Annotated in this window: 7 protein-coding genes; 3 read left to right on the forward strand and 4 right to left on the reverse strand. The window is 75.7% G+C overall.

What is annotated here, in order from left to right:
• Nucleotides 1-22 precede the first annotated feature (22 nt).
• Entirely contained in the window at nucleotides 23-5,590 is a 5,568-nt protein-coding gene (locus KSK32_RS31615; RefSeq protein WP_216935506.1) for a type I polyketide synthase, read from the reverse strand.
• A gap of 285 nt (nucleotides 5,591-5,875) precedes the next feature.
• On the opposite strand from KSK32_RS31615, the gene KSK32_RS31620 reads away from it, so the two are divergent.
• Nucleotides 5,876-6,637 (forward strand): thioesterase II family protein, encoded by a 762-nt coding sequence (locus KSK32_RS31620; RefSeq protein ID WP_289256455.1) that lies wholly within the window; start codon nucleotides 5,876-5,878, stop codon nucleotides 6,635-6,637.
• A gap of 70 nt (nucleotides 6,638-6,707) precedes the next feature.
• Here the strand turns inward: KSK32_RS31620 and KSK32_RS31625 are convergent, their stop codons facing one another.
• From KSK32_RS31625 to KSK32_RS31635, 3 genes are all read right to left on the reverse strand, one after another.
• Nucleotides 6,708-7,595 (reverse strand): class I SAM-dependent methyltransferase, encoded by an 888-nt coding sequence (locus KSK32_RS31625; protein ID WP_116506946.1) that lies wholly within the window; start codon nucleotides 7,593-7,595, stop codon nucleotides 6,708-6,710.
• 29 nt (nucleotides 7,596-7,624) lie between these two features.
• A complete protein-coding gene (locus KSK32_RS31630; RefSeq protein WP_216935508.1) occupies nucleotides 7,625-9,187 on the reverse strand; it encodes a bifunctional 3-(3-hydroxy-phenyl)propionate/3-hydroxycinnamic acid hydroxylase in 1,563 nt (520 codons plus the stop codon).
• A 70-nt stretch (nucleotides 9,188-9,257) separates the two neighbouring features.
• Complete coding sequence (locus KSK32_RS31635) at nucleotides 9,258-24,173, reverse strand: type I polyketide synthase (protein ID WP_216935510.1); 14,916 nt, start codon at nucleotides 24,171-24,173, stop codon at nucleotides 9,258-9,260.
• Nucleotides 24,174-24,398: 225 nt separating this feature from the next.
• On the opposite strand from KSK32_RS31635, the gene KSK32_RS31640 reads away from it, so the two are divergent.
• Together KSK32_RS31640 and KSK32_RS31645 are read left to right on the forward strand one after the other, a co-directional pair.
• Nucleotides 24,399-25,232, forward strand: coding sequence for a hypothetical protein (locus KSK32_RS31640; protein WP_289256456.1), 834 nt, complete (start codon nucleotides 24,399-24,401; stop codon nucleotides 25,230-25,232).
• Nucleotides 25,213-26,250 (forward strand): 3-dehydroquinate synthase, encoded by a 1,038-nt coding sequence (locus tag KSK32_RS31645; RefSeq protein WP_216935513.1) that lies wholly within the window; start codon nucleotides 25,213-25,215, stop codon nucleotides 26,248-26,250. Before KSK32_RS31640 ends, KSK32_RS31645 begins: the two co-directional genes overlap by 20 nt.
• Nucleotides 26,251-26,271 lie beyond the last annotated feature (21 nt).

Below are 26,271 nucleotides of genomic sequence, written 5' to 3' on the forward strand. Positions count from 1 at the left end.
GGGGCAAGCGGCGGACTCATGGTCAGGATCGGCCGAACTTCTGGTCGATGAAGTCGAACAGCTCGTCGTCCGAGGCGTCGTCGAGGGCCTGGCCGACGTCGTCGGGCCGGTCGGTGGTGTCGCTCCACCGGGTGACCAGCGCCCGGAGGCGGACCGCCACGGCGGTACGCGTCTCGTCGTCGGCGGCCAGCCGCTCCAGCTCTTCCGGCGCGGTCGCGGCGAACGCGGCCTCCAGCCGGTCCAGCTCGGCGAGCAGGCCTGATTCGGGCTTCGGCGGGGCGGCGTCGACCAGCAGGAAGTCGGCGAGGGCGGCGGGCGTGGGGCAGTCGAAGATCAGGCTCGCCGGCAACCGGATGCCGGTGAGGGCGGTCAGCCGGTTGCGCAGCTCCACGGCGGTCAGCGAGTCGAAGCCGAGGCCGGTGAACGTCTGCCCGGACGGCACGACGGTGGCCGGCGGGTAGCCGAGCACCTCGATGACCTGCGCCTTGACCAGTTCCTCCACCAGCCGGCCGCGTTCGGCCTCGGGCGTGCCGGCGAGGCGCTGCGCGAAGGACGGGCCGCCGTCGCCGCGGCCCTCGACGACGCGCCGCCGGGCCCGCACCAGGCCGCGCAGCGGCGCCGCAAGCTGGCCGGCGGCGGCCTGGCGGCGCAGCGCGGCGAGGTCGAGCAGCGCCGGCACCAGGTGGGGGCGTCCACCGTGGAGGCCGTTGTCGAAGAGACGCAGCGCCTGGCCGGTACCGAGCGGGCTGAGGCCGTTGCGGCTCATCCGCTGCCGCTGGGCGGCGTCGAGTGCGCCCGTCATCCCGCTGTCCGCGGCCCAGAGGCCCCAGGACAGGGACGTGGCGGCGAGGCCGCAGGCGTGCCGGTGCCCGGCGAGGCCGTCGAGGAACGCGTTCGCAGCGGCGTAGTTGCCCTGCCCGGGGCCGCCGAGGACACCGGCGACCGACGAGAAGAGGACGAACATCGCCAGCGGCCGCGATCGGGTCAGCTCGTGCAGGTGCCAGGCGGCGTCGGCCTTGGCGGAGAGAACGGCTGACAGCCGGCCGGGGGTCAGCGCCGAGATCACCGCGTCGTCGAGGACGCCGGCGGCGTGCACCACGCCGGTGAGCGGGTGCTCGGCGGGAACGTCGGCCAGCACCGCGGCCAGGCGGTCCCGGTCCGCCACGTCGGCGGCGACCAGGCGGGCCTGCGCACCCAGCGCGGTCAGCTCGGCGAGCAGCTCCGCCGCGCCGGGGGTGTCGGTTCCGCGGCGGCTGACCAGCAGCAGGTGGCGCACCTTGTGCGTACTGACCAGGTGCCGGGCCAGCAGACCGCCGAGGGCGCCGGTGGCCCCGGTGACCAGGACCGTCCCGTCGGGGTCGAGGGCGGCGGCCGGCGCCGGGTCGAGGACGGCTGGCGCGAGCCGGGGCGTCAGCACCTGCTCGTCCCGGACCGCCAGTTGGGGTTCGCCGGTGGCGACCGCACGGGCCACCAGGTCCACCGTGCAGGACTCCGACTGCCGCGCCTCGTCGAGGTCCACGAGCACGAAGCGGTCGGGGTGCTCCGCCTGGGCCGAGCGCAGCAGACCCCAGACCGCCGCGCCGGGCAGGTCGCCCGTACGACAGGTGTCGCCGGCGGCGACGGCCCCGCGGGTCAGCACGACCAGCCGCCGCTCCGCCAACCGGTCGTCGGCGAGCCAGCCCTGGACGGCGGCCAGCACTGCGTTGAGCCGGCTCCGCGTCGCGGCGGGAACCGGGGCGCCCTCGTCGTCGGCGTACGCGGCGAGCAGCACCAGTTCCGGGTCGATCCGGCCGGAGTCGACCGCCTCCGCCAGCTCGGCGAGCCTGTAACTGGCGATCTCGGACAGGTCGGACGGCGCGTCGCCGAGGAGCACCACCCGGACGGTCGCCGGGGTACCCGGCCGCACGCTCTGCCAGTTGACGGCGTACAGCGGGTCGGCTGCGGAGTCACCGCCGCGCACCTGGTCGGCGGTGACGGGGCGGGAGACCAGGGAGTCGATCCGGGCTACGGGGGCGCCGGCCGGGTCGGTCAGGGTCAGGGCCACGCCGCCGCCGCTGCGCCGGGCGCGTACCCGCAGCGCGGTCGCGCCGACCGCCGAGAGGGTGACGCCGGTCCAGGCGAAGGGCAGGCGTACGCCGGAGGTGTCCTCCGCGTCGGAGTCGAGCAGGCCGACGACGTGCAGCGCAGCGTCCAGCAGGGCGGGATGCAGGCCGAAGCCGGCGACCTCGGTGCCGTCGGGCACCGCCACCTCGGCGCACACCTCGTCGCCGGTGCGCCAGACGGCGCGCAGGCCACGGAAGAGGGGGCCGTACTCGACGCCCATTCGGGACAGCTCGGTGTAGATCCCGTCGACCGCGACGGCGGTGGCGGCGCTGGGCGGCCACGGCGCCGGATCGGACCGGTCGGGCTGCGATGCGGCGGGAGCGAGGACGCCCGCCGCGTGGCGGTCCCACTCGCCGTCCGGGTCGGCGGCGGCGCGGGAGTGGATGGTGACCGTCCGGCGACCGTCCTCGTCCGCCGCGCCCAGCTTCACCTGCACCGCCCGGGTGCCGTCCTCGGCGAGCGCCAGCGGGGCCTGGAGGGTCAGCTCGTCGAGGGTGTCGCAGCCGACCTGCGCGCCCGCGTGCAGGACCATCTCGACCAGGGCGGCGCCGGGCACCACCACCGAGTCCCAGACGACGTGTTCGGCGAGCCACGGGTGTGTCAGTACGGAGAGTTCGGTGCCGAAGACCCGTACGTCGTCGTCGGCGACGCGTACGGCGGCGCCGAGCAGTGCGTGGTCGACGGGGCGGACACCGAGCCCGGGCACCGTCTCGACCCCCGCGCTGGCGTTGAGCCAGTAGCGCTGCTGGTCGAAGGCGTACGTGGGCAGGGCGATGACGCGGGGGCGTGCCTCGGCTGCCCGCTCGGGGCCGGACCCGTCGAGGGCGGCGAGATATCCGGTCCAGTCGACGTGGCCGCCGGTGACGTACCGCTCGGCGAGGGCGGTGCGCAGCGTGTCGGCCTCGGAGTGCCCGGCACGCATCGTGGCGGTGAACCGGACTTCGCCGGCCGTCTCGACGCAGTCCTGCGCCATGGCGGTGAGTACGGCGTCGGGGCCGACCTCCAGGAACTGGGTGACGTCCTGCTGGTGGAGGGTGCGCACCGCGTCGGCGAACCGTACCGGCTGGCGTACGTGCCGCACCCAGTAGCCCGGGTCGGTCAGCTCCGCCGCGTCCGCCACCGCGCCCGACACGTTCGACACCACCGGCACCCGCGGCACCCGCCAGTCCAGCCCCGCCACCACCGACGCGAACTCCTCCAGCATCGGCTCCATCAACCGCGAATGAAACGCGTGACTCACCGACAGTTCCCTCGTCCGCCAACCCCGCTCCCGGCAGACCGCCACCACCGAAGCGACCTCACCCGCAGCACCCGACACCACCACCGACGCCGGACCGTTCACCGCCGCCACATCCACACCCACACCAGTCGACGCGATCAGCTCGGCGACAGCCTCCTCCGACGCACCCACCGCCGCCATCACCCCACCGGCCGGCAACGCCTGCATCAACCGACCCCGCGCCGCCACCAACACACACGCATCCGCCAACGACAACATCCCCGCCACGTACGCCGCCGTCACCTCACCGATCGAATGACCCGCCACAAAATCCGCCCGCACCCCCCACGACGACAACAACTCCCACAACGCCACCTCCACCGCGAACAACCCCGCCTGTGTGAACACCGTCTGATCCACCAGGGCGGCCTCACCCGAACCCGCCTCGGCGAACACGACCTCCCGCAACGCCCGCGGCAACAGGCCATCGAACCCCGCGCACACCCCGTCGAAGGCCTTCGCGAACACCGGGAACGTCTCGTACAACTCCCGGCCCATGCCCACACGCTGCGAACCCTGACCCGTGAACAACACCGCCCGACGACCCGCCGACACCACACCCGACACCACCGAACGGCCCTCGGCCACAGCCGACAGACCCGCCACCAGCTCGTCCACCGACGAACCCCACACCACCGCCCGATACTCCAACGCCGCCCGCGACCTCACCAACGACCACGACACATCCCACGACGACACGCCAGACCCAGGCACGAACGACGCCAACCTCGACGCCTGACCCACCAGAGCACGCTCCGAACGCCCCGACACCACCCACGGCACCGGCACACCCACCGGCACCGCGACGGGCTCGAGATCGGCTTCGGCCTCCGGCTGCTCCAGGACCACGTGCGCATTCGTCCCCGAGATACCGAACGACGACACACCCGCACGCCGGGGACGCCCCACCCCCGGCCACTCACGCGTCCGCGTCGCCAGCTCCACCGCACCCGACGACCAATCCACATGCGACGACGGGGCATCCACGTGCAACGACGCCGGCACCACCCCGTGCCGCATCGCCAAAATCATCTTGATGACACCCGCCACCCCGGCAGCGGCCTGCGTGTGACCGATGTTCGACTTCACCGACCCCAACAACAACGGCACATCCCGACCCTGCCCATACGTCGCCAACAACGCCTGCGCCTCGATCGGATCACCCAACGTCGTACCCGTACCGTGCGCCTCCACCACGTCCACGTCCGACGGCGACAACCGCGCATTCGCCAGAGCCTGCCGGATCACCCGCTGCTGCGACGGACCGTTCGGCGCCGTCAAACCATTCGACGCACCATCCTGATTCACCGCCGAACCCCGCACCACCGCCAGAACCCGACGACCCTCACGCCGCGCATCCGACAACCGCTGCACCACCAGCACGCCGACCCCCTCGGCGAGCGCCGTGCCGTCCGCCGCGTCGGCGAACGCCCGGCACCGGGCCACCGGGGACAGGTTGCCCTGCCGGGTGAAGTCGACGAACACCGCGGGAGTGGGCATCACCGTCACGCCGCCGGCCAGCGCGAGATCGCACTCCCCCGACCGCAGCGCCTGCGCCGCCAGGTGCAACGCCACAAGCGACGACGAACACGCCGTGTCCACAGTGACCGCCGGCCCCTCGAACCCGAACGAGTACGCCACCCGACCCGACGCGATGCTGCCCGCGTTGCCGAGACCGAGGTAGTCCTCCACGCCCGCCGGCGGGGACTCCGGCGGGTGGGCGTACCCGCTGTGGGTCATGCCGGCGAAGACCCCGACCCGGGCGCCCTTCAGGCTTGTGGGGTCGATCCCCGCCGTCTCGACGGCCTCCCACGCGGTCTCCAGCAGCAGCCGCTGCTGCGGGTCCATGGCAAGGGCCTCGCGCGGCGAGACCCCGAACAGCCGAGGGTCGAACTCGGCGGCGTCGGCCACGAATCCGCCCTCACGGACCGAGGAGGTGCCCGGCCGGGACCGCTCCGGGTCGTAGAGCGCGTCGAGATCCCAGCCGCGGTCGGTGGGGAAGGAGGCGATCGCGTCACCGCCGGACGCGACGAGAGCCCACAGTTCCTCGGCGGTGCGCACCCCGCCGGGGAACCGGCAGCCGATGCCGACGATCGCGATGGGCTGCTGCGCGTCGGCCTCGACGTCCCGGAGCCGTTGCCGGGTCCGCCGCAGGTCGGCGGTGACTCTCTTCAGGTACTCCCGGAGCTTCTCTTCGGTGTCCATCAACCCAGCCCATCGCGATTCACGGCGGAGACTCGACGTAAGCGACGGTACGAATGCGCAGAAGTCTCAGGCGACACCTGTATCTGTCGTTCGGCTCGCTCGGCCGAGAGCCACGCAGATCCCCATCTGCCGGGAGAAGCTATTGGTTGCGCGCGAGCGCGGACAACCCCTAACCAGGCAACCGACCAGCTAGGGGTGTCCGGTCCCGACCCGTCGCACTAGCGTCGCCTCGACCGGGTCCGCGCCGATCCGGTCGGCAACCGCAGCCGCCGGAAGGACCACCAGAGGATGACGACGCCAGATACCGACAACGGCTTGTGGGTGCGACGCTTCCACCCCGCTCCGGGCGGCGCGAGGCGGTTGGTGTGCCTGCCCCACGCCGGCGGGTCGGCAAGCTTCTACTTCCCGGTGTCCCGCGCTCTCTCCCCCGCCGTGGAGGTGCTGTCGATCCAGTACCCGGGGCGGCAGGACCGGCGCCACGAGAAGTGCATCGGCGACATCCACGACCTCGCGCTCGAGGTGTTCACCGTGCTGCGGCCCTGGCGGGACGAGCCGCTGGCCATCTTCGGGCACAGCATGGGGGCCAGCCTCGGCTTCGAACTCGCCCGGCTCATCGAGCAGGACGGCGGCAGCGTCGCGCACCTGTTCGCCTCCGGGCGCCGGGCGCCGTCGAAGTCACGGCACGAGACGGTGCACCTGCTCGACGACGAGGGGCTGCTGGCCGACGTCCGGAAGCTGAGCGGCACCAACTCCGCCGTCCTCGGGGACCCGGAGATGCTGCGCGCCGCGTTGCCGGCGATCCGCAACGACTACCGGGCCGCCGAGCGGTACACCTACCGGGCGGGGCCGCCGCTGAGCTGCCCGATCACCGTCCTCACCGGCGACGACGACCCGAAGACGACGGTCGAGGAGGCCCGGGCGTGGTCGGACCACACCACCGCAGCGTTCGACCTGAAGGTCTACCCGGGCGGGCACTTCTTCCTGGCCGAGCACCAGCCGGCGGTCCTGCGGGCCATCTCGACGGCCCTGAGCGCGGCGCCGGCGATCTGATCCCACCGGACGAGGGGCCCGTCCACCGGTCGTCACGACCGGTGGACGGGCCCCTCGTCGGTGCGCGCTGTCACCGCTTGTGGCCGACCGCGATCACGTAGTCGAGCTGCGCCAGCTCACGCTTCATGAGGTCCTGGTTCTTCCAGTGGGCCGCCATGCTCTTGCGGACGGCCGGCTTGACGACGGCCCGGAACGCGGGGTCGTTGGTCCGCTCGGCCATGTACGCCCGCCAGCCCTCCCAGGTCTGCTCCTTGATCGAGCGGACCTCCGGGTTGGCGAAGCCGGCCTCGACCAACTGCTGCCGGTACGTGTCCCGGTCGTGCCAGTTCTCCTTCGGGATGCTGAACTTGACGAAACTCAGCGGGCCGGACTGGATGGCGGCGCGGACGACGTCGCCGCTGACCGGGATGATGTCGGCCGTGGCGAGCACGCCGCCCGGGCGCAGCACCCGCAGCGCCTCGGCGAAGAACGCGCTGCGCGGGTAGAAGTGGAAGGCGGACTCCAGGGCGACGACCCGGTCGAAGGTGTTGTCCCCGAAGGGCAGTTCGGTGGCGCTGCCGAGCCGGAAGTCGGTCCGGTCGGCGAGCCCTTCCTCCTGCGCCCGACGCTGCGCCGCCTCGACGTGGTGCGGGGTGATGTTCAGGCCGTACACCTTGGCGACCTGGCGCTCCCGCAGCCACTTGAAGTCCTGGTCCCCGTAGCCGAAGCCGACGTCGAGCACGGTGTCGTCCGGCTTCAGCCCGGCGGCGTCGGCCAGCTTGTCGGCCAGCGCGTCGGCGGCCGTGTCGATGTCGGTGACCCCGTCGGACCAGTAGCCCACGTTCATGTAGTGGGTACGGCGGGCCGCGAACTCCACGTCGGGCGACTGGATCTCGTAGAAGCGCCGGACCCGGGTGATGGGGTCGGCGGTGAAGACCGTGCGGATCGCCCGGCCGGCGATCTTCAGGTTCTCGAACATGTCGGTTCCTTCCGGTGGGTGGATGCCGATCAGCCGCGCCGGATCTGCCGGCGCAGATCCTCGACGAGCGCGGGCACAACGGCCGGGTCGGCGGCGGTGCCGAAGACGTAGAAGTCGGGCCGGACGAGCACCGCCACCGCGTCGTACCGCTTGAGGTGGGGCAGGTACACGTCGTCGAGGTCGAAGGCGGTCGGCGCGGCGCTGGATCCGGGTACGGGCGCGCCGGCGGGAACGATCCGGACGACCCGCGTGCCGAGCGCGTCCAGGAAGGCCCGGGCGTCGGCGTCGAGCAGGTCGTCGGGATCCTCGGCGCAGAGCAGGACGAAGCCGGTGCCGACGACCTCGTCGAAGAGCCCGGCGCGGCCGTCGACCTCGACGCGGCCCTGCGGCATCGGGGCGCCGGCGGCCTCGCAGCCGCTGTGCAGGATCCCGCCGGACAGGGGCTCCAGGAGGGACCGGGTGCGCGGGCGGGCGGTACGCCGGCGCAGCTCGGCGAGCATCGCGGCGTCGCGGCCGGCCGCGGCGGCGCGGTCGGTCTCGCAGATCACCGTGCCCGAGTCCATGGACATCCGGATGGCGTGCTGCACGTGCGCGCAGCGCTCCTCCTGGTAGGTGTCCAGCAGGGCCTCGTCGGCGAGGCCGCGGTGCACCAGGTCGAGCTTCCAGGCGAGGTTGAGGGCGTCGCGGAAGCCCGAACTCATCCCCTGCCCCATGAACGGCGGCATCACGTGCGCCGCGTCGCCGGCGAGCAGGATCCGCCCGGAACGCCAGCGCCCGGCCGAGCACGCCTGGGTGGTGTAGACGCCGTACCGCTCCAGGGTGGCGTTGTCGGGGGTGATGTCGAAGAGGCCGAGCAGCCGCCACACGCTGGCGGTGCTCTCGAACTCCTCGCGGCTCTCCCCCGGCACCCGCATGAACTCCCACCGCCGGTGCCCCGGGCCGGCCGAAACGGCCGTGCGGGGCCGCGCCGGGTCGCAGACCTGCAGGTTGTTCGGCTTGAACTCGCGGGCCTCGTGCGGGACCACGTCGCAGACCAGCCAGTCGTACGTGAAGCCGAGGTCGGTGACGCCGCTGCCCAGGTGCTCCCGCACGAAGCTGTTGGCCCCGTCGCAGCCGATGACCCAGCGGGCCGCGCGGACCTCCTCGCCGTCCGGGCCGGCGATGGTCACCTCGACCCGGTCGTCGTGCTCGACCAGGCCCGTCACCTGGTACGGGCGCAGCACCGTGACACCCGGCAGCTCCGCGCCCCGCTCGGCGAGCAGCGCCTCCAGTCCCGGCTGGTAGAACGAGACCGAGTCCGGCCAGCCCATCGGGCCGTCGCCGGTGACCTTGACGTGCAGCAGGGTCCGGCCGAAGCCGTTCTTGAAGGTGTACTCGCCGGACGACTCCACCACCGGGCCGAGGCGGTCGGCGACGCCGGCGGCGGCCAGGACACGGCTCGCCTCCCCGTCGTACGACACCGCGCGGGGGAAGTTGTACGGGGTTGCCCACCGCTCGACCGCCGTGACGGTGAGCCCTCGCTGCGCCAGCAGGATCGTGAGCATCTCACCGACGGGGCCGTAGCCCACGATCAGGACGTCGGTCGTCAGCATCGGTATCGGTTCCTCGGGGGTCGGTCGGACACGGGGTGGGCTTGCGGCGTGCGGGGCGGCCGGACGGCCATCAGATACCGAGTTCGGAGTCGATGAGATCGAACAGGTCGTCGTCGCTGGCCAGTTCGAGATCGAGGTCGGGATCGCCGCCCGTGCCGGCGCGCATCGTCCGCCACTTGGCGATCAGCACCTCCAGGCGCGACCCGATCTGGTCGTGCAGCTCCGGTTCCACAGTGGCCTCGGCCAGCGAGCGCTCCAGGTTCTCCAGGTCCGCGAGGACCGGCGGGGCCGCCGGTCCGGTGTCCGGCGCCAGCTCGGACACCAGGTACGTGGCCAGCTCGTTCGGGTCCGGGTAGTCGAAGATCAGCGTGGCCGGCAGGCGCAGGCCGGTGGCCGTGGTCAGCCGGTTGCGCAGCTCGACGGCGGTCAGTGAGTCGAAGCCGATCTGGCTGAACGCCCGGCCCGGGGCCACCGCCACCCGGCTGCCGTGCCCGAGCACGCTCGCCGCCTGGTCGCGTACCAGGTCGACCACGAGGGTGTGGCGCTCGGGCCCGTCCAGCGCCGCCAGTTCGTCGGCGAGCGTGCGCCCGCCGCCGGTCGGGGTGGCCGCCCGCGCCGTCGGCCGCTCCCGGCGCAGCAGCCCGCGCAGCAGCGCCGGGGGCCGCTCGGCCCGCTCGCCGAGCGCGGCGACGTCGATCCTCGTCGGCACCAGCACCGGCTCGGCCAGCCGCAGGCCCGCGTCGAACAGGGCCATGCCCAGCTCGGACGGGATGGCGAGCTGCCCGTCACGGGCGGTGATCCGGGGATCGGTCCGGTCCAGCTTGGCGGTCATCTCGCTGGCCTGCTCCCACAGCCCCCAGGCGAACGACCGGCCCGGCAGCCCCTCCGCACGGCGGGCCAGGGCGAGCGCGTCGAGGAACGCGTTGGCCGCCGCGTAGTTGGCCTGACCGGGTACGCCGAAGACTCCGGCACCGGAGGAGAAGAGCACGAACCCGGCGAGGTCGAGGTGGCGGGTGAGCTCGTGCAGGTGCCACGCGGCGTCGAGCTTCGGCGCGAAGACCTTGTCGACGCGCTGCGGGGTGAGGGCGGTGACCACCCCGTCGTCGAGCACCCCCGCGAGGTGCACGACGGCGGTCAACGGGTGCCGCTCCGGTACCGCAGCCAGCACCCCGGCGAGGTTGTCGCGGTCGGACACGTCGGCCGCCACCACCATGGCCTCGACCCCCAGGGCCCGCAGTTCGTCGAGCGCCTCGGTCGCGCCGGGGGCCCGCTCGCCGCGGCGGCTGACCAGCAGCAGCCGCCGTACGCCGTGCGTCTCGACCAGCCGCCGGGCGACCAGCCGGCCCAGAGTCCCGGTGCCGCCGGTCAGCAGCACCGTACCGTCGGGGTTCCACGCCCGGGGCATGGTGAGCACCACCTTGCCGACGTGCCGGGCCTGGCTGACGTGCCGGAACGCCTCCGGCGCCTGGCGGACGTCCCACACCTGGGTGGGCAGCGGGGTGAGCGTCCCCCGTTCGAAGAGCCCCAGCAGGACGACCAGCATGCGCTGCACCTCGTCGGGCTCCTCCAGGGTCAGGTCGAAGGCGGTGTAGGCCACCCCCGGATGGTCGACGGCGACGCGGGCGGCGTCGCGGATGTCGGTCTTGCCCATCTCGACGAACCGCCCGCCGCGCGGCAGCAGCCGCAGCGAGGCGTCGACGAACTCGCGGGCCAGCGAGTCCAGCACGACGTCAACGCCCCGGCCGCCGGTGGCGTCGGTGAAGCGGGACTCGAAGTCGAGGGTCCGGGACGAGGCCAGGTGCTCCTCGTCGAGACCGAGCGCGCGCAGGGCGTCCCACTTGGCAGGGCTGGCGGTGGCGTACACCTCGGCCCCGAGGTGGCGGGCGAGCTGCACGGCGGCCATGCCGACGCCGCCGGCCGCCGCGTGCACCAGCACCGACTCGCCACGGGTGAGCCCGGCCAGGTTGACCAGACCGTGGTATGCGGTCAGGAAGACCACCGGCACAGACGCGGCCTCGACGTACGACCAGCCGGCCGGCATCGGGGCCAGCAGGCGGCGGTCGGTGACCGCGACGGGCCCGAAGCAGCCCACGAAGACCCCGAACACGCGGTCGCCGGGGCGCAGGTCTGTCACCTCGGCGCCCACCTCGACGACCTCGCCGGCGCCCTCGCCGCCGAGCGGTCCCGCGTCGCCCGGGTAGAGGCCGAGCGCGTTGAGCACGTCGCGGAAGTTGAGGCCGGCGGCACGGACGCGTACCCGGACCTCGCGGGGGCCGAGCGCGGTGTCGGCGGCGTCGGTGCGGACCAGGGTGAGGTTCTCCAGGCTGCCGCGCACCGGCGCGTCCAGCCGCCACGCGGCGGCGGGCGGTACGGGCAGCTCACCGGCCGACCCGGCCCGCGCCAGACGCGGCACGTACGCGGTGCCGACCCGGATCGCGGCCTGCGGCTCGTCCGCCGCCAGCAGGGCGGCCACCTCGTCGGGGCCGATCCCGTCGCCGTCGACGTCGACGACGACGATCTGGCCCGGATTCTCCGACTGGGCGGAGCGCACCAGGCCCCACGCCGCCGCGGCGGCCGGGTCGGTCACCTCGCCGGCGTGGTGCACGGCCACCGCGCCCCGGGTCACCAGCAGCAGCCGCGACGCCGCCCAGCAGGGCTCGGTGAGCCAGCGCCGGACCAGGTCGAGGGCCCGCACGGCGGCGTGGCGCGCCGCGCGGGGGGTGGGCTGCGCGGGGTCCGCGTCGAGCGGCACGAGCACCGCCCCGGGCCGGGCCAGTCCGGCGTCCACCGCGTCGGCGAGCCCGTCCAGCCCGTGGTACAGCGGGAACCTGTCCAGGCCGGGGGCGACGGCCACGGCGTCGACCGGAGTGGCCGACTCGACGGGCGGCAGCGGCGTCCAGTCGACGCGGAACAGGGCGTCGCGGGTGGCCCGGTCGTCGGTGACGGCCAGCTCGGTGGTGGAGATCGGGCGCATCGTCAGGGCGGCCACCTCGGCCACCGGGGCGCCGGTCGGATCGGCGACGGTCAGCGCGATGGCGTGCGGCCCGACCCGGGTCAGCCGTACCCGCAGGGCGGTCGCCCCGGTGGCGTGCAGGCTGACACCGTTCCAGGCGAACGGCAGCAGGAGCTGGCCGGCCCCGGCCCCGGCGAGGCCGCCGAAGTGCGCGGCGTGCAGGGCGGCGTCGAACAGGGCGGGGTGCAGGCCGTACCGGTCGGCGTCGACCCGCTGGGCCGCCGGCAGTTCCACCTCGGCGTAGACCTCGTCGCCGCTGGTCCACACCGCGCGCAGGCCCTGGAACGCCGGCCCGTACGCGTACCCGTCGGCTTCCAGGCCGGCGTAGAAGCCGGTCAGGTCGACGGGCCGGGTGTCGGGCGGCGGCCAGGCGGCGAGCTGCGGCGACACCGCGGGCTGGTCGGCGCGCAGGGTGGCGCTGGCGTGCCGGGTCCACGGCTGTCCCGCCGGCGCGTCGGCGGGCCGGGAGTGCACGGTCACCGGGCGGCGTCCGTCGCCGGCGCCCGCGCCGACCGCCACCTGCACCTGCGTCGCGCCGTCGGCGGGCAGGGTCAGCGGGGCCTCGATGACCAGTTCGTCGAGGAACGGGTGGCCGACCTCGTCGCCGGCGCGCAGGCAGAACTCCACCAGGCCGGTGCCGGGCACCAGCACGCTGCCGGTGACCCGGTGATCGGCCAGCCACGGCTGCGCGTCGGCCGACAGCCGCCCGGTGAACAGGTGGCCCCTCGTCTCGGCCAGCACGACCGACGCGCCGAGCAGCGGATGACCGGCGGCGTCCAGACCGGCGGCGCCGACGTCGCCGGGGCCGGAGACCGCCCGGGGCCAGTAGCGGCGGTGGGCGAACGCGTACGTGGGCAGGTCGACGCGCCGGCCGCCGGCCAGTGCGGGCCGCCAGTCCACCGCGACACCGGACACGTGGAGCTGGGAAAGCGAGAGCAGGAACCGCTCCCGGCCGCCCTGGTCCCGTTGCAGCGAGCCGACCACCACGGCATCGCCGTCGTGGTCGGCGAGGGTCTCCTCCACGCCGACGGTGAGCACCGGGTGCGGACTGCACTCGACGTACGCGTCGTGGCCCTCGCCGGCCAGCACGCGGATCGCCCGTTCCAGCTCGACGGGCCGGCGCAGGTTGCGGTACCAGTAGTCGGGCCCCATCTCCTCGCCGTCGAGCCAGCGCAGGTCGGTGGTGGAGAACAGCGGCACGGCGGCCGGGCCGGGGGTGATGCCGGCCAGCACCTCGGCCAGCTCGTCGCGGATGCGTTCCACCTGGGCGGAGTGGGAGGCGTAGTCGACGGCGATGCGCCGCACCCGGGCCTGCTCGCCGGCCAGCTCGGCGAGCAGCTCCTCGACCGCCTCCGGCTGGCCGGAGACCACGACGGCGGCCGGCCCGTTCACGGCGGCGACCGAGATCCGCTCGCCGAAGCGGGCGATCCGGTCGCGGACCGTGTCGGCGGGCAGCGCGACGGAGGCCATCGCCCCGTGCCCGGCCAGAGCCCGTAGCGCGCGGCTGCGCAGCGCCACCACCCGCGCCGCGTCGGGCAGGGAGAGCACCCCGGCGACGCAGGCGGCGGCGATCTCGCCCTGCGAGTGGCCGACCACGGCGGCCGGCTGCACGCCGTACGAGCGCCACAGCTCGGCCAGCGACACCATCATCGCGAACAGGGCGGGCTGCACGACGTCGACCTCGTCGAGGCCGGGCGCGCCCGGCACCTGGCGCAGCACGTCCAGCAGCGACCAGTCCAGGTACGGCCGCAGCGCCGCGTCGCAGGCCGCCATGCGTTCGGCGAACACGGGGGCCTGGTCGAGCAGGTCCAACCCCATGCCGAGCCACTGGGAGCCCTGCCCGGGGAAGACGAAGACGCACCGGCCCGTGGGCTGCGCCTCGCCGCGCGTGACCGCCGGGTCGGGCCGGCCCTCGACGAGCGCGTCGAGGGCGTCGGCGACCCGCTGCGCGGACGCGGCGACCAGCACCGCCCGGGAGTCGAAGGTGCCCCGGCTGGTGGCCAGCGACCACGTCACGTCGAGGGGCCGCTGGTCGGGCCGGGCGGCGAGGTGCTCCCGCAGCCGCCGCGCCTGGCCGGCGAGCGCCTGCGGGGTACGCGCCGACAGCAGCCACGGCAGCGCGCGCTCCTGCGGCGGCTCGGATTCGGCGGCCTCCGGCGGCGTCTCGGCGACCGACTCGACGATCACGTGGGCGTTGGTGCCGCTGATGCCGAACGACGAGACGCCGGCGCGCACCGGCCGGTCCGCCGCCGGCCACGGGCGGGCCTCGGTGAGCAGCTGCACCGCTCCCGAGTCCCAGTCGATCCGCGAGCTGCGGCGCTCGGCGTGCAGGGTGCGGGGCAGCCGCCCGTGCCGCATGGCGAGGACCATCTTGAGCACGCCGGCGACGCCGGCCGCGGCCTGGGTGTGCCCGAGGTTGGACTTGACCGAGCCGAGCAGCACCGGCGCGGCGCCGGCCGGGCGCTGCCCGTACGTGGCGAGGATCGCTTCCGCCTCGATGGGGTCGCCGAGCGACGTGCCGGTGCCGTGCGCCTCCACCACGTCCACGTCGGCGGCACTCAGCCCGGCGGCGCCCAGCGCGGCCTTGATGACCCGTTCCTGCGACGGCCCGTTCGGCGCGGTCAGCCCGTTCGACGCGCCGTCGGAGTTGACCGCCGAGCCGCGCACGACGGCCAGCACGGGGTGGCCCCGGCGGCGGGCCTCGGAGAGCCGCTCCACCACCAGCATCCCGACGCCCTCGGACATGCCGAAGCCGTCGGCGTCCTCGGCGAACGCCTTGCACCGCCCGTCGGCGGCGAGACCCCGCTGGCGGCTGAAGCCGGTCAGCCCGGCCGGGGTGGACATCACCGACACCCCACCGGCCAGCGCCAGGTCGCAGTCGCCCTGGCGCAGCGCCTGGACGGCCAGGTGCAGCGCCACCAGCGACGCCGAGCAGGCGGTGTCGACGGTGACCGCTGGTCCCTCCAGCCCGAGCGCGTACGCGACCCGGCCGGAGAGGACGCTGCCGGCGGTGCCGGTCAGCAGGTGTCCCTCGTCGGCGGTGACCTCGCCGTCGTCGGAGACGACACCGGGGGCGACCCGGTCGGCGTAGTCCTGCCCGTGGGTGCCGGCGAAGACGCCGGTGCGGCTGCCCCGCAGGGTGGCCGGGTCGATGCCACCGCGTTCCAGCGCCTCCCAGGAGGTCTCCAGCAGCAGCCGGTGCTGCGGATCCATGGCGAGGGCCTCGCGGGGGCTGATGCCGAAGAACTCGGCGTCGAAGTCGGCGATGCCGGTGAGGAACCCGCCGGAGCGCACGTACGTCCGGCCGGGCGTGCCGGGCACCGGGTCGTGGAGGTCGGCCAGCGGCCAGCCCCGGTCGTCGGGCAGGTCGCCGATGACGTCGTCGCCCGCGTCGAGCAGCCGCCACAGCTTCTCCGGGGAGCCGATCCCGCCGGGGAAGCGGCAGGCCATCGCGACGATGGCGACCGGCTCGTCCAGGGCGACGGTGCTCGCGTCGGCAACCTCGGTGGCGGCGGTGCCGAGCAGCCGGGCGTGCAGGTGCGCGGCGAGCAACTCGGGGGTGGGGTGGTTGAACACGGCGTGCGGGGCGAGCCGGACCCCGGAGACGGCGGTGAGCCGGTTGCTCAGCTCGACGGCCATCAGCGAGTCGAAGCCGAGGTCCTTGAACGGGCGGCGCGGCTCGACCTGCTCGGGGCCGCTGTGCCCGACCACTGTGGCGCACCGGGCACGCACGAGGTCCAGCAGCAGTTCGGCGCGCTCGGGCTCGGCGAGTTCGGCCAGCCGGTCGGCGAAGCCCTTCGCGGAGGCGGGCGCGGAGGCGGCGTTGACCGCCCGGCGGGGCGGCGGGGGCAGCAGCGCCCGCAGCAGGGCGGGCACCTCTCCGGAGGTCCGTACGGCGGCCAGGTCGAGCCCGATCGGCACGAGCGCCGGCCGGTCCACGTGCAGGGCGGCGTCGAACAGCGCCAGCCCGGCGGCCGTGTCGAGGGGGCGGGTGCCGCCGCGGGCGAGCCGGGCCAGGTCGGCGGGGCTGAGCCGGCCGGCCATCCCGTCCTCGGCGGCCCACAGCCCCCAGGCCAGGGCGCTCGCCGGCCGGCCCTGGGCGCGGCGGTGCGCGGCGAGCGCGTCGAGGAACGCGTTGCCGGCCGCGTAGTTGCCCTGGCCAGGGCTGCCGAAGGTGGCGGCGGCCGAGGAGAAGAGCACGAACGCGGTCAGGTCGAGGCCGGCGGTGAGCTCGTGCAGGTGCCAGGCGCCGTGCACCTTGGCGCGCAGGGTCCGGGCCCAGCGGGTCGGGTCGAGGTCGGTGAGCAGGGCGTCGTCGGTGGCCCCGGCGGCGTGCACGACGGCGACGAGCCGGTCGGCCAGCGGGGCGACGACCTCGGCGAGCGCCGCCCGGTCGGCGACGTCGGCCGCGACCACCCGCACTGTGACGCCGGCGTCGGTCAGCGCGGTCGTCCAGTCGTCGGCCCGGCCGCTGCGGCTGACCAGCACCAGCTCGGTGACGCCGTGCGCGGTGGCGAGGTGGGTGGCGACGTGCCGGCCGATCCCGCCGGTGCCTCCGGTGAGGAGCACGGTGCCGCCGGCCAGGGCCGCGAGCGGCGCGCCGGCCGGGGGCCGCTCGACGGGACGGAGGCGGGGCAGCAGCGCGCGGCCGTCGCGGACGGCCACCTCGGGTTCGTCGTCGGCGGCGGCCAGCGCCGAACGGATGGCGGCGTCGTCGGTGGTGTCGAGGCTGAGCAGGAGGAAACGGTCGGGCTGTTCGGCCTGGGCGACGCGGAGCAGCCCGGCCACGGGGGCGTGCACCGGGTCGCCGTCGCGCACGGCGAGGGCCAGGCGGGTGGTCTCCGCGCGGGGGTCGGCCAGCCAGGTCTGGAGCACGTCGAGCACGGCGAGGCCGACGGCGTGCGCCCGATCGGGCACCGGCCGGCCCGGCTCGCCGTCGCCGACCCGCAGCACCAGCAGCGGCGGCAGCGGCCCGTCCGGCGGCGTGCCGTCGGCGAGCGTCCAGGAGGGCGCCGGGGTCGCCGGGAACGCGGCGGGCAGCCAGTCGACGGCGTACAGCCCGGCGGGGGTGGCCGCCGGCGCCGGCGCGTCGGCGGACGGCAGGTCCACCGGCCGCAGCACCACCCGGTCGGCGTCGAGCACGGGCCCGCCCGCGTCGTCGACGGCGCTCAGCGTCACCGCGTCCGCCCCGGCGGGGGCCAGGCAGACGCGCAGCGCGTGCGCCCCGACGGCGTGGCGGCGCACGCCCGCCCACTCGGAGGGCAGCAGCCGGGCGGTGGGCCCGGCGTCGGCGACCGACGCGAAGCCGGCGAGCGGGAGCAGGCGCAGGGCCGCCTCCAGCACCAGCGGGTGCACGCCGTACCGCTCGGCGTCCGGGTCGCGGGCGTCGTCGGGCAGGCGTACGTCGACGTAGAGCCGATCGGCGGCGACCCACGCGGCGCGGGCCAGCTCCCCGGCCAGCGCGCGGTGCGGCGGGGCGCTCAGGTCCACCGGCCGGGCCCCGGCAGGGGGCCAGACGGGGGCGAGGGCACCCCGGCCGCTCTCCGGGTCGACGGGTGCGAGCACCGCCTCGGCGGCCTCCCGCCAGGGCTGCCCCTCGCCGGCCCGGACGTGACAGCGCGCCACCCGGCGTCCGTGCTCGTCCGGCGCGCCCACGTCGATCTGCACCTCGAGGGCGGCCTCGGCGGGCAGCGGAACCGGCTCGGGCACGCGCAGCCGCCGCACGCTCGGGGCGCCGAGCTGGTCGCCGAGGTGGGTGAGCATGTCCAGCAGGGCGGTGGCGGGCAGCAGCGGCGCCGTGCCGTCGCCGGGCGCGGCCAGCCACGGCGAGGTGGCCGTGGCGATCTGCCCGGTGCAGACCACCTGCCCGGTGCCGGCGACCGCCAGCAGGCCGCCGAGCAGCGGATGCCCCGCGTCGGCCAGTCCGGCGCCGACGGGACCGCCTGCGCCGGTGGGAGCGGGCAGCCAGTAGTGCCGGCGTTGGAAGGCGTACGTGGGCAGGTCGACGCGGCGGTGCGGGCCGGGGCCGGCGAGGGCGGCACGGTCCACCGCGACGCCCCGCACGTGCAGCCGCGCCACGGCGGCGAGCAGCGCCTCGACCTCCCCTGCGGTGCCCCGTACGGCGGGGACGAAGGCCAGCTCGTCGGCCTCGGCGACGAGGCAGTCCTGGGCCATCGCGGTGAGCACACCGGCCGGGCCGATCTCCAGGAATGTGGTGACGCCCTGCCCGTGCAGGGCCCGTACGCCGTCGTGGAAGCGGACGGTGCCCCGCACGTGCGCCACCCAGTGCTCGGGCGAGCAGAGCCGGGCCGGGTCGACGGGGTGGCCGGTCAGGTTGGACACCACCGGCAGGTGCGGGGTGCGGTACGTGAGACCGGCCGCGACCGCGCGGAACTCGTCGAGCATCGGGTCCATGCGCGGCGAGTGGAACGCGTGCGACACCCGCAGCCGGCTGGTGCGGCGCCCGGCCGCGCGCAGGGTGTCCGCGACGGCCAGCACCGCGTCGGTGTCGCCGGAGAGGACGACGCTGGTGGGGCCGTTGACGGCGGCGAGGCCCACCCGGTCGGTCAGGTGCGCGGCGACCTCGGCCTCGTCGGCCTCGACGGCGACCATCGCGCCCCCGGCGGGCAGCTGCTGCATCAGCCGGGCGCGGGCGGCGACCAGCGCCGCCGCGTCGGCGAGGGAGAACACCCCGGCCACGTGCGCGGCGGCAAGCTCGCCGACGGAGTGCCCGAGCACCGCGTCGGGGCGGATCCCCCAGTGCTCCAGGAGGCGGTAGAGCGCCACCTCGAAGGCGAACAGGCCCGGCTGGGTGTACAGGGTCTCGTCGAGCAGGTCGGCCGCTGCGGTGCCCTCGGCCGCGAGGACGACGTCCGCGACGGGGAGCAGGGCGTGGCCGGCGAGGCAGCGGTCGAGTTCGGCGCAGGCCGCGTCGAAGGCTGCCGCGAAGACGGGGTACGCCGCGTGCAGCTCGTGGCCCATGCCGGCGCGCTGGCCGCCCTGCCCACCGAAGAGCAGGCCGAGTCGGCCGTCGACGACCCGGCCGGTCAGCACGCCCGGCAGGCCCGGGTCCGGTCCGCCGCGGGCCAGCGCGCCGAGCCCCGTCCGGGCGGACTCCGCGTCGTCCACCAGCACCACGGCCCGGTGTTCGAGCGCGGCGCGGGTGGTGGCGAGGGCGTGCCCGGCGTCGGCCGGGTCGGCGTGCGCCCCCGGCCCGTCGAGCCAGGCCAGCAGGCGGGCCGCCTGGTCACGCAGCGCCTCGCCGGAGGCAGCCGCGAGCAGCCACGGTACGGGCGGCCGAGCGGTGCCGGTCGACGGCCGCGCTGCCGCGGTGGCGGGCGGCGACTGCCGGGCGGCGTCGCCGGCGGCGGTAGGCGGATCGGCGGGGGCCTCGACGATGACGTGGGCGTTGGTGCCGCTGATGCCGAACGACGAGACGCCGGCCCGGCGGGGCCGGTGTACCTCGGGCCACGGGCGGGCCTCGGTGAGCACCTCGACCGCGCCGGCGGACCAGTCCACCTCGGACGTCGGGGCGTCCACGTGCAGGGTGCGCGGCAGTGTCCCGTGCCGCATCGCGAGCACCATCTTGATGACCCCGGCGGCCCCGGCGGCGGCCTGGGTGTGGCCCAGGTTGGACTTCAGCGAGCCCAGCCGCAGCGGTTCGGCGTCACCGCGGCCCACCCCGTACGTGGCGAGCAGCGCCTGCGCCTCGATCGGGTCGCCGAGGGACGTGCCGGTGCCGTGCGCCTCGACGGCGTCCACGTCGGCGGTGGAGAGCCCGGCCGCGTCCAGCGCCCGGCGGATGACCCGCTCCTGGGCGGGCCCGTTGGGGGCGGTCAGCCCGTTGGACGCGCCGTCGGAGTTGACGGCGGAGCCGCGCAGCACGGCGAGGACGGGGTGCCCGTGCCGGCGGGCGTCGGAGAGCCGTTCCAGCAGCAGCACGGCGACGCCCTCGGACCAGCCGGTGCCGTCGGCGCCGTCGGCGAACGCCTTGCACCGGCCGTCCGGGGCGAGCCCGCGCTGCCGGCTGAACTCCACGAACGCCTGCGGGGTGCCCATCACCGCCACGCCGCCGGCCACGGCGAGCGAGCAGTCCCCGGCGCGCAGCGCCTGGGCGGCCAGGTGCAGCGCCACCAGCGACGACGAGCACGCCGTGTCGACGGTGACCGCCGGCCCCTCCAGCCCCAGCGCGTACGCGACCCGGCCGGAGACGACGCTGCCGGCGGTGCCGACGCCGAGGTGGCCCTCGGTGCCGGGCGGCGCCTGGCGCAGGTTCGCGGCGTAGTCGTGGTGCATGACGCCGGTGAAGACGCCCGTGGCGCTGCCGCGCAGCGAGGTGGGGTCGATGCCGGCCCGCTCGAACAGTTCCCAGGACGTCTCCAGCAGCAGCCGCTGCTGCGGGTCCATGGCGAGCGCCTCGCGCGGGCTGATCGCGAACAGGGTGGCGTCGAAGTCCGCGGCGCCGGTGAGGAAGCCGCCCACCCGGGCGTACGAGGTGCCGGGGCGGTCGGGGTCGTCGGAGAACAGGTTCGCCAGGTCCCAGCCCCGGTCCGTGGGGAACTCCGTGAGCCCTTCCCGGCCCTGGTCGACCAGCTCCCACAGCTCCTCGGGGGAGGCGACGCCGCCGGGGAGCCGGCAGGCCATGGCGACGACGGCCACCGGATCGTCCACCGTTGACGAAGGTACCGACCGGCCGGTCGTGCGAGTGGCCGGCGGGACGGCACCGCGCAGCCGGGCGGCGAGGTGCCGGGCGAGGGCCTGGGGGCTGGGCCGGTCGAACGCGGCCGTGGCGGAGAGCCGTACCCCGGTGGCCCGGGCCAGCCGGTCGCGCAACGCAACCGCCGCGACCGAGGTGAAGCCGAGCTCCTTGAAGGCGCGGCCGGGGCGGACCGCGGCCGGGTCGGGCAGCCCGGCCACCTGCGCGGTGGCGGCGCGGACCAGGTCGAGCACGAGCCGGTCCCCCTCGGCGGTGGTGAGCCCGGCCAGCCGGCGGCGCAGCTCGGCGGCGTCCCGGTCGTCCGTGGAGTCGCCGGGCTCGGCCACGGGCCCGCGCCAGGCGGGGTGCGCGGCGTCGGCGTGGCCCGCCGGGCGGGCGAGCACGACCATGTCGGCGCCGTCGTGGGCCACGTCGAACGCGGCGAGGTCGGCACGTACGGCCGCCGACGCGGTGCCCGCTGCGGGTCCGGTCGCCGCCGGCCCGCGCTCGGCGGGCGCGGTCGTGCCGACGAGCCGGGCCGGGTGATCGGCGGCCCGGCGGCGGGCGACCAGGGCGTGCAGGGCCCCGACGGCCGAGGCGGCGCGTTCCCGGCCCGCCGCACCCAGCAGCAGGGCGGACGGCGCGAGGACGGTGAACGCCGCCGCCCCCGGGTGCCGGCCCGCGGCGTCCAGCGTCGCGGCGAGGCCGAGCAGCCGGACTGCGCCCTCGGCGTCGGCCAGGTCGTCGTCGCACGGGCAGAGGAAGACGGCGCCGAACGCCTCGTCGCCCGCCCGCTCGGCGGGCAGCGGAACGGCTTCCGCACCGGCGGCGGTGAGTTCGGCGGCCAGGTCCGCCAGGGCCGGGGCGGGTGTCGCGCCAGCGTGCAGCAGCCGCAGCCGGCGGGCGCGGTGCGCGGCGACGAGGTGCCGGGCCAGCGCGGCGCCGGTCGGTCCGTCGGCGCCGGTGACCAGGACGGGGCGCTCCGGGTCGGCCACGGTCGCCGGCCGTCCCGGCACGGTCGCCGGGGCGGGCACGAGGGCCGCGTGCCGGGCCGCCCCGGCCCGCAGGGCGACCTGCGCGGCGCCGGCGTCCACGACGGCGGGCAGCAGGGCGAGCGAGCGGTCCGCCGCGTCGTGGTCGACCAGCACGATCCGGTCCGGGTACGCGGCCTGCAGGCTGCGCCCGACCGCCCAGACGGCGCCGGCCGCCGGATCGGGCCCGGGCCAGCCGGCGGCGTCGCCCCCAGTGGCGGCTCCCCCGGCGACGTCTCCCGCAGTGGCCTCGCCCGCGGAGGCGTCTCGCGCGGGGGCGTCGCCCGCGCTGCCGGCACCGCTCGTACCGGGGCCGTTGGCCGCGTCGCCGGCCGGGCCGGTCAGCAGCATCAGCCGGGTGCCGGCGAAGCGGTCGTCGTCGAGCCAGCCACGCAGCCGGTCGGCGAGGTCCGCCGCGTCGGCGTCGGCCGGCCCGGCCAGCAGCACCGTCACGTCGGGCGCGTCGGGAGTCTCGCGCAGGGTGGCCAGATCCCGGTGGGCCCGGAACCGCTCCCCCGGCGACGCCGCGCGCAGCGGCTCCACCAGCGGCTCGCTCCCGGCGCCGACGAGCGCCCAGCGGCGGGCCGGGGCGGCGGCGTCCTGCGCGGCCGCCGGTACGGGCGCCGCCACCGGCGGTACGGCGGTCAGGTCCAGCGGTCGCCAGGCGAGCAGGCTGAGCGCCTCGTGGTGGCTGCCGTTGACCGCCCGCAGCCGGGCCGGCCCGTCGAGCAGGAGCCGGCGGGTGACCTTGCCGGACGCGGTGCGGGGCACCTGCCCGATCTCGTACAGCGCCTCGGGGACCTTGTGGTAGCTGAGCCTCTCCCGGCAGGCCGCGTACCCGGCACGGGGGTCGAAGCCCTCCGGCCCCTGCACCACGAACGCCACCGGCACCTCGCCGAGCACCTCGTGCGGCCGGCCGGTCACCGCCACGTCGGCGACGCCGGGCACCGCGCGCAGCGCCTCCTCCACCTCGCCCGGGTGGATCTTCTCCCCGCCCCGGATGATCAGCTCCTGGTGGCGGCCGGTGACGAAGATGTTGCCGTCGGCATCGCGGCGGGCCAGGTCACCGGTGCGGTACCAGCCGTCGCGCAGGGCCGCGGCGGTGACCTCCGGCAGGCCGTGGTAGCCGAGCATGACGCTCGGACCGCTGACCCAGACCTCCCCCTCGGCGCCGGTCGGCACGTCCAGACCCGTCTGCGGGCTGACCAGGCGCACCTCGACGCCGGGCACCGCGCGTCCACAGGAGCCCTCGACCCAGGGCTGCTCCGGCCGGGTGACGGCGATCGAGCCGCAGGTCTCCGTGCTGCCGTACGCGTCGAGCAGCGGCGCGTCGAAGACCTCGTCGAACGCCCGCCGCAGCGCGCCGGTGGTGATCGCCCCGCCGACCAGGCAGACCCGCAGGGCCGGGGCGCGGAAGCCGGTCTCCCGGGCGGCGGTGACCAGGTGGTGGTACATCGCCGGTACACCGGCGAGCACGGTGGCCTCGTCCTCGTCGACCGCGCGCAGCACGTCGTCGGCGGAGAAGCCGTCGATGAGCCGGGCCGTGGCCCCGACCGCCGTCACGCTGAGCACGCACCCGATGTGGGAGAGGCTGTGGAACAGCGGCAGTGGCCAGACCACCCGGTCGGCGGCGGTGAGCCCGGGGATCGGCACGTAGCAGGCGGCGACCGACCAGAGGCAGGTGCGCTGGGTGGAAAGGACACCCTTGGGCCGGCCGGTGGTGCCGGAGGTGTAGAGCATCCAGGCCACCTCGTCGAGGCCCAGGTCGTCGCGGGCCCCCACGGCCGGCTCGGTGTCGACCAGGTCGCGCCAGGCGACGACCCCGTCCGGAACCGGGTTGTCCCCGGTGACCACGATCCGCAGGGCCGGCCGGGTGGCACGCAGCCGCAGCATCTGGTCGAGGTGACGCGGGTCGGTGACCACCAGCACCGCGCCGGAGTCGTCCAGCAGATGGGCCAGTTCCGCGTCGGTGCTGTGCGGGTTCACCGGCACGCCGACCGCGGCGGCCCGCGTGACGGCCAGCCAGGTCTCCACCGTCTCCACGCGGTTGCCGAGGCAGAAGGCCACCCGGTCGCCCCGGGCGACCCCGGCCGCCGCCAGGTGACCGGCCAGCCGACGGGTCCGCGCCGCCAGATCGGCGTATCCGACCGCCCGGCGGTCGTCGCGGAATGCGACCTTGTTCCCCGACCTGGCGGCGTGCGCCTCGATCAGATCGGACAACGGCTGGATCAGGTCGCTCCGAAGCATGTCACCACATCCATCCGTCGGCGAGACTCCTCATCCGCGGCGTAGACCTCGCTCGCCGTAGCGGCCCAAGTCTTCCGAGCACCCTGCCGGTGTCCTACCCCTGTCACCCCCTAAGTCGTCCCCAGTTCGGAGCGCCGATCGGGTGGTGGAACGGGCCTGCGGGCCGATGATGGGGCGACCCCCGCGGACCGTCGAATCCCGTGCTCCACCCGCCCGTCAGCCGAGGTGCCGTCGTTGGAACGCTGCTGGTTGTTCGCCCGTTCGGCCGTACCGGCCGGCGGCTGCCCGGGCACGCGGCTGACCGAGCTGGTCGGCACCGTCCTGACCGGGCTGGTCGCCGCCGCCCGCCGGGCCGATCCCGGCATGGACTGGTTCTTCGACCCGGAGAACTCCCCCGCCGGGCGGCTGAGCCTCGGCTTCCATGCCGCCCCCGCCGCGCTCGACGCGGTACGGGCGGGGCTGCTCGCCTACGACCCGGGGACGTCCCTCGCCGGGGACCGGTGCGTCGTGCGCGACCCCGCCCGGGGCGGCCCGCTCGCGTTCGCGGGCAGCGAACTGGCCCTCACCCTGCTCGGCGGCGACGTGCCCTGGCTGGCCGGCGGCGAGCTGCCGCTGGCCGTGGCGCACCTGCGGCACCTGACCGGGCTGATGCCGGCGGCCGACCGCCTGGCGTTCCTGTTCCTGCACTGGCAGGAACGCAGCCAGCGGCTCACCGGCGCGCAGCGGCGGGACCTGGCCGCGCAGGCCGACGCCGGGGCGGAGAAGATCGTCCTGTCGGCCGGTGACCTACCGCTGGGCGGGGACGTGGCAGTGGCGTGGCAGCGCTACCTGGACCGGGTGACCGACGTGGTGGGCCACGACCACCCGACAGCGCCTCCCGGGTTCCTGCTGGCGCACCACGCGCAGCTCACCCACGATCGGTGGGGCATCCGGCCGGAGGTCGACTCGCTGGCCGCGCTGGCGCTGCGCCTGTCGATGGTGCGGGGCAGCCCGGCCGCGACCGCGCCGGCCCACGTTCCGCAGAGGAGGCAGCAACCACATGCACGCGCCGGTACCTGACCGTCCCGCCGGCGAGCCGGCCCGCGTCGAGGTGGCACTCGGGGAACGGTCGTACCCGGTGCTGATCGGTCCCGGCGTGCGCCACCGGCTCCCGGCGGAGGTGGCGCGGATCGGCGCCCAGCGGGTCGTGGTGGTCTCGGCCCGGCCACCGGAGTGGACGCCCGACCCGGGCGTGCCGCACCGGGTGGTGCCGGCCCGCGACGGCGAGCACGACAAGAACCTGACCACTGTGGAACAGCTCTGCCGGGCGTTCGCCGAGTTCGGGCTGACCCGGACGGACGCGGTGGTCTCCTGCGGCGGCGGCACCACCACGGACGTGGTCGGGCTGGCCGCCGGCCTCTACCACCGGGGCGTACCGGTGATCCACCTGCCGACCTCGCTGCTGGCCCAGGTGGACGCCAGCGTCGGTGGGAAGACCGCCGTCAACCTGCCGGAGGGCAAGAATCTCGTGGGCGTGTACTGGCAGCCCCGGGCGGTGCTCTGCGACACCGAGCACCTGGGGACGCTGCCGCAGCGGGAGTGGCGCAACGGGTACGGGGAGATCGCCCGGGCGCACTTCATCGGCGCCGGTGATCTGCGTGACCGGCCGGTGGCGGAGCAGATCGCCGCGTCGGTGGCGTTGAAGGCCCGGGTGGTGGCCGCGGACGAGCGGGACTCCGGCCTGCGGCACATCCTCAACTACGGCCACACGCTCGGGCACGCGTTGGAGCGGGCCACCGACTTCGGCATGCGCCACGGTGAGGCGGTCGGCGTCGGCACGGTCTTCGCGGGCCGCTTGGCCGGCGTCCTCGGCCGGATACCGGCCGACCGGGTGGCCGAGCACCACGACGTGGTGGCGGGCTACGGGCTCGACACCACGCTGCCCGGCGGCGTCGACCACGACGAGCTGATCAGGCTGATGCGCCGGGACAAGAAGGCAACCTCGGGCCTGTCCTTCGTCCTGGACGGACCGGGCGGAGTCGAACTGGTCGCCCGTGTCCCCGAGGTCGCTGTGCGTACCGCACTTTCCGGCATGTGAGGCCGACACGGCCGGGTGCCC

Origin of the sequence: Micromonospora sp. WMMB482 (genome assembly GCF_019038635.1) — a bacterium.
GTDB classification, from domain to species: domain Bacteria; phylum Actinomycetota; class Actinomycetes; order Mycobacteriales; family Micromonosporaceae; genus Micromonospora; species Micromonospora marina.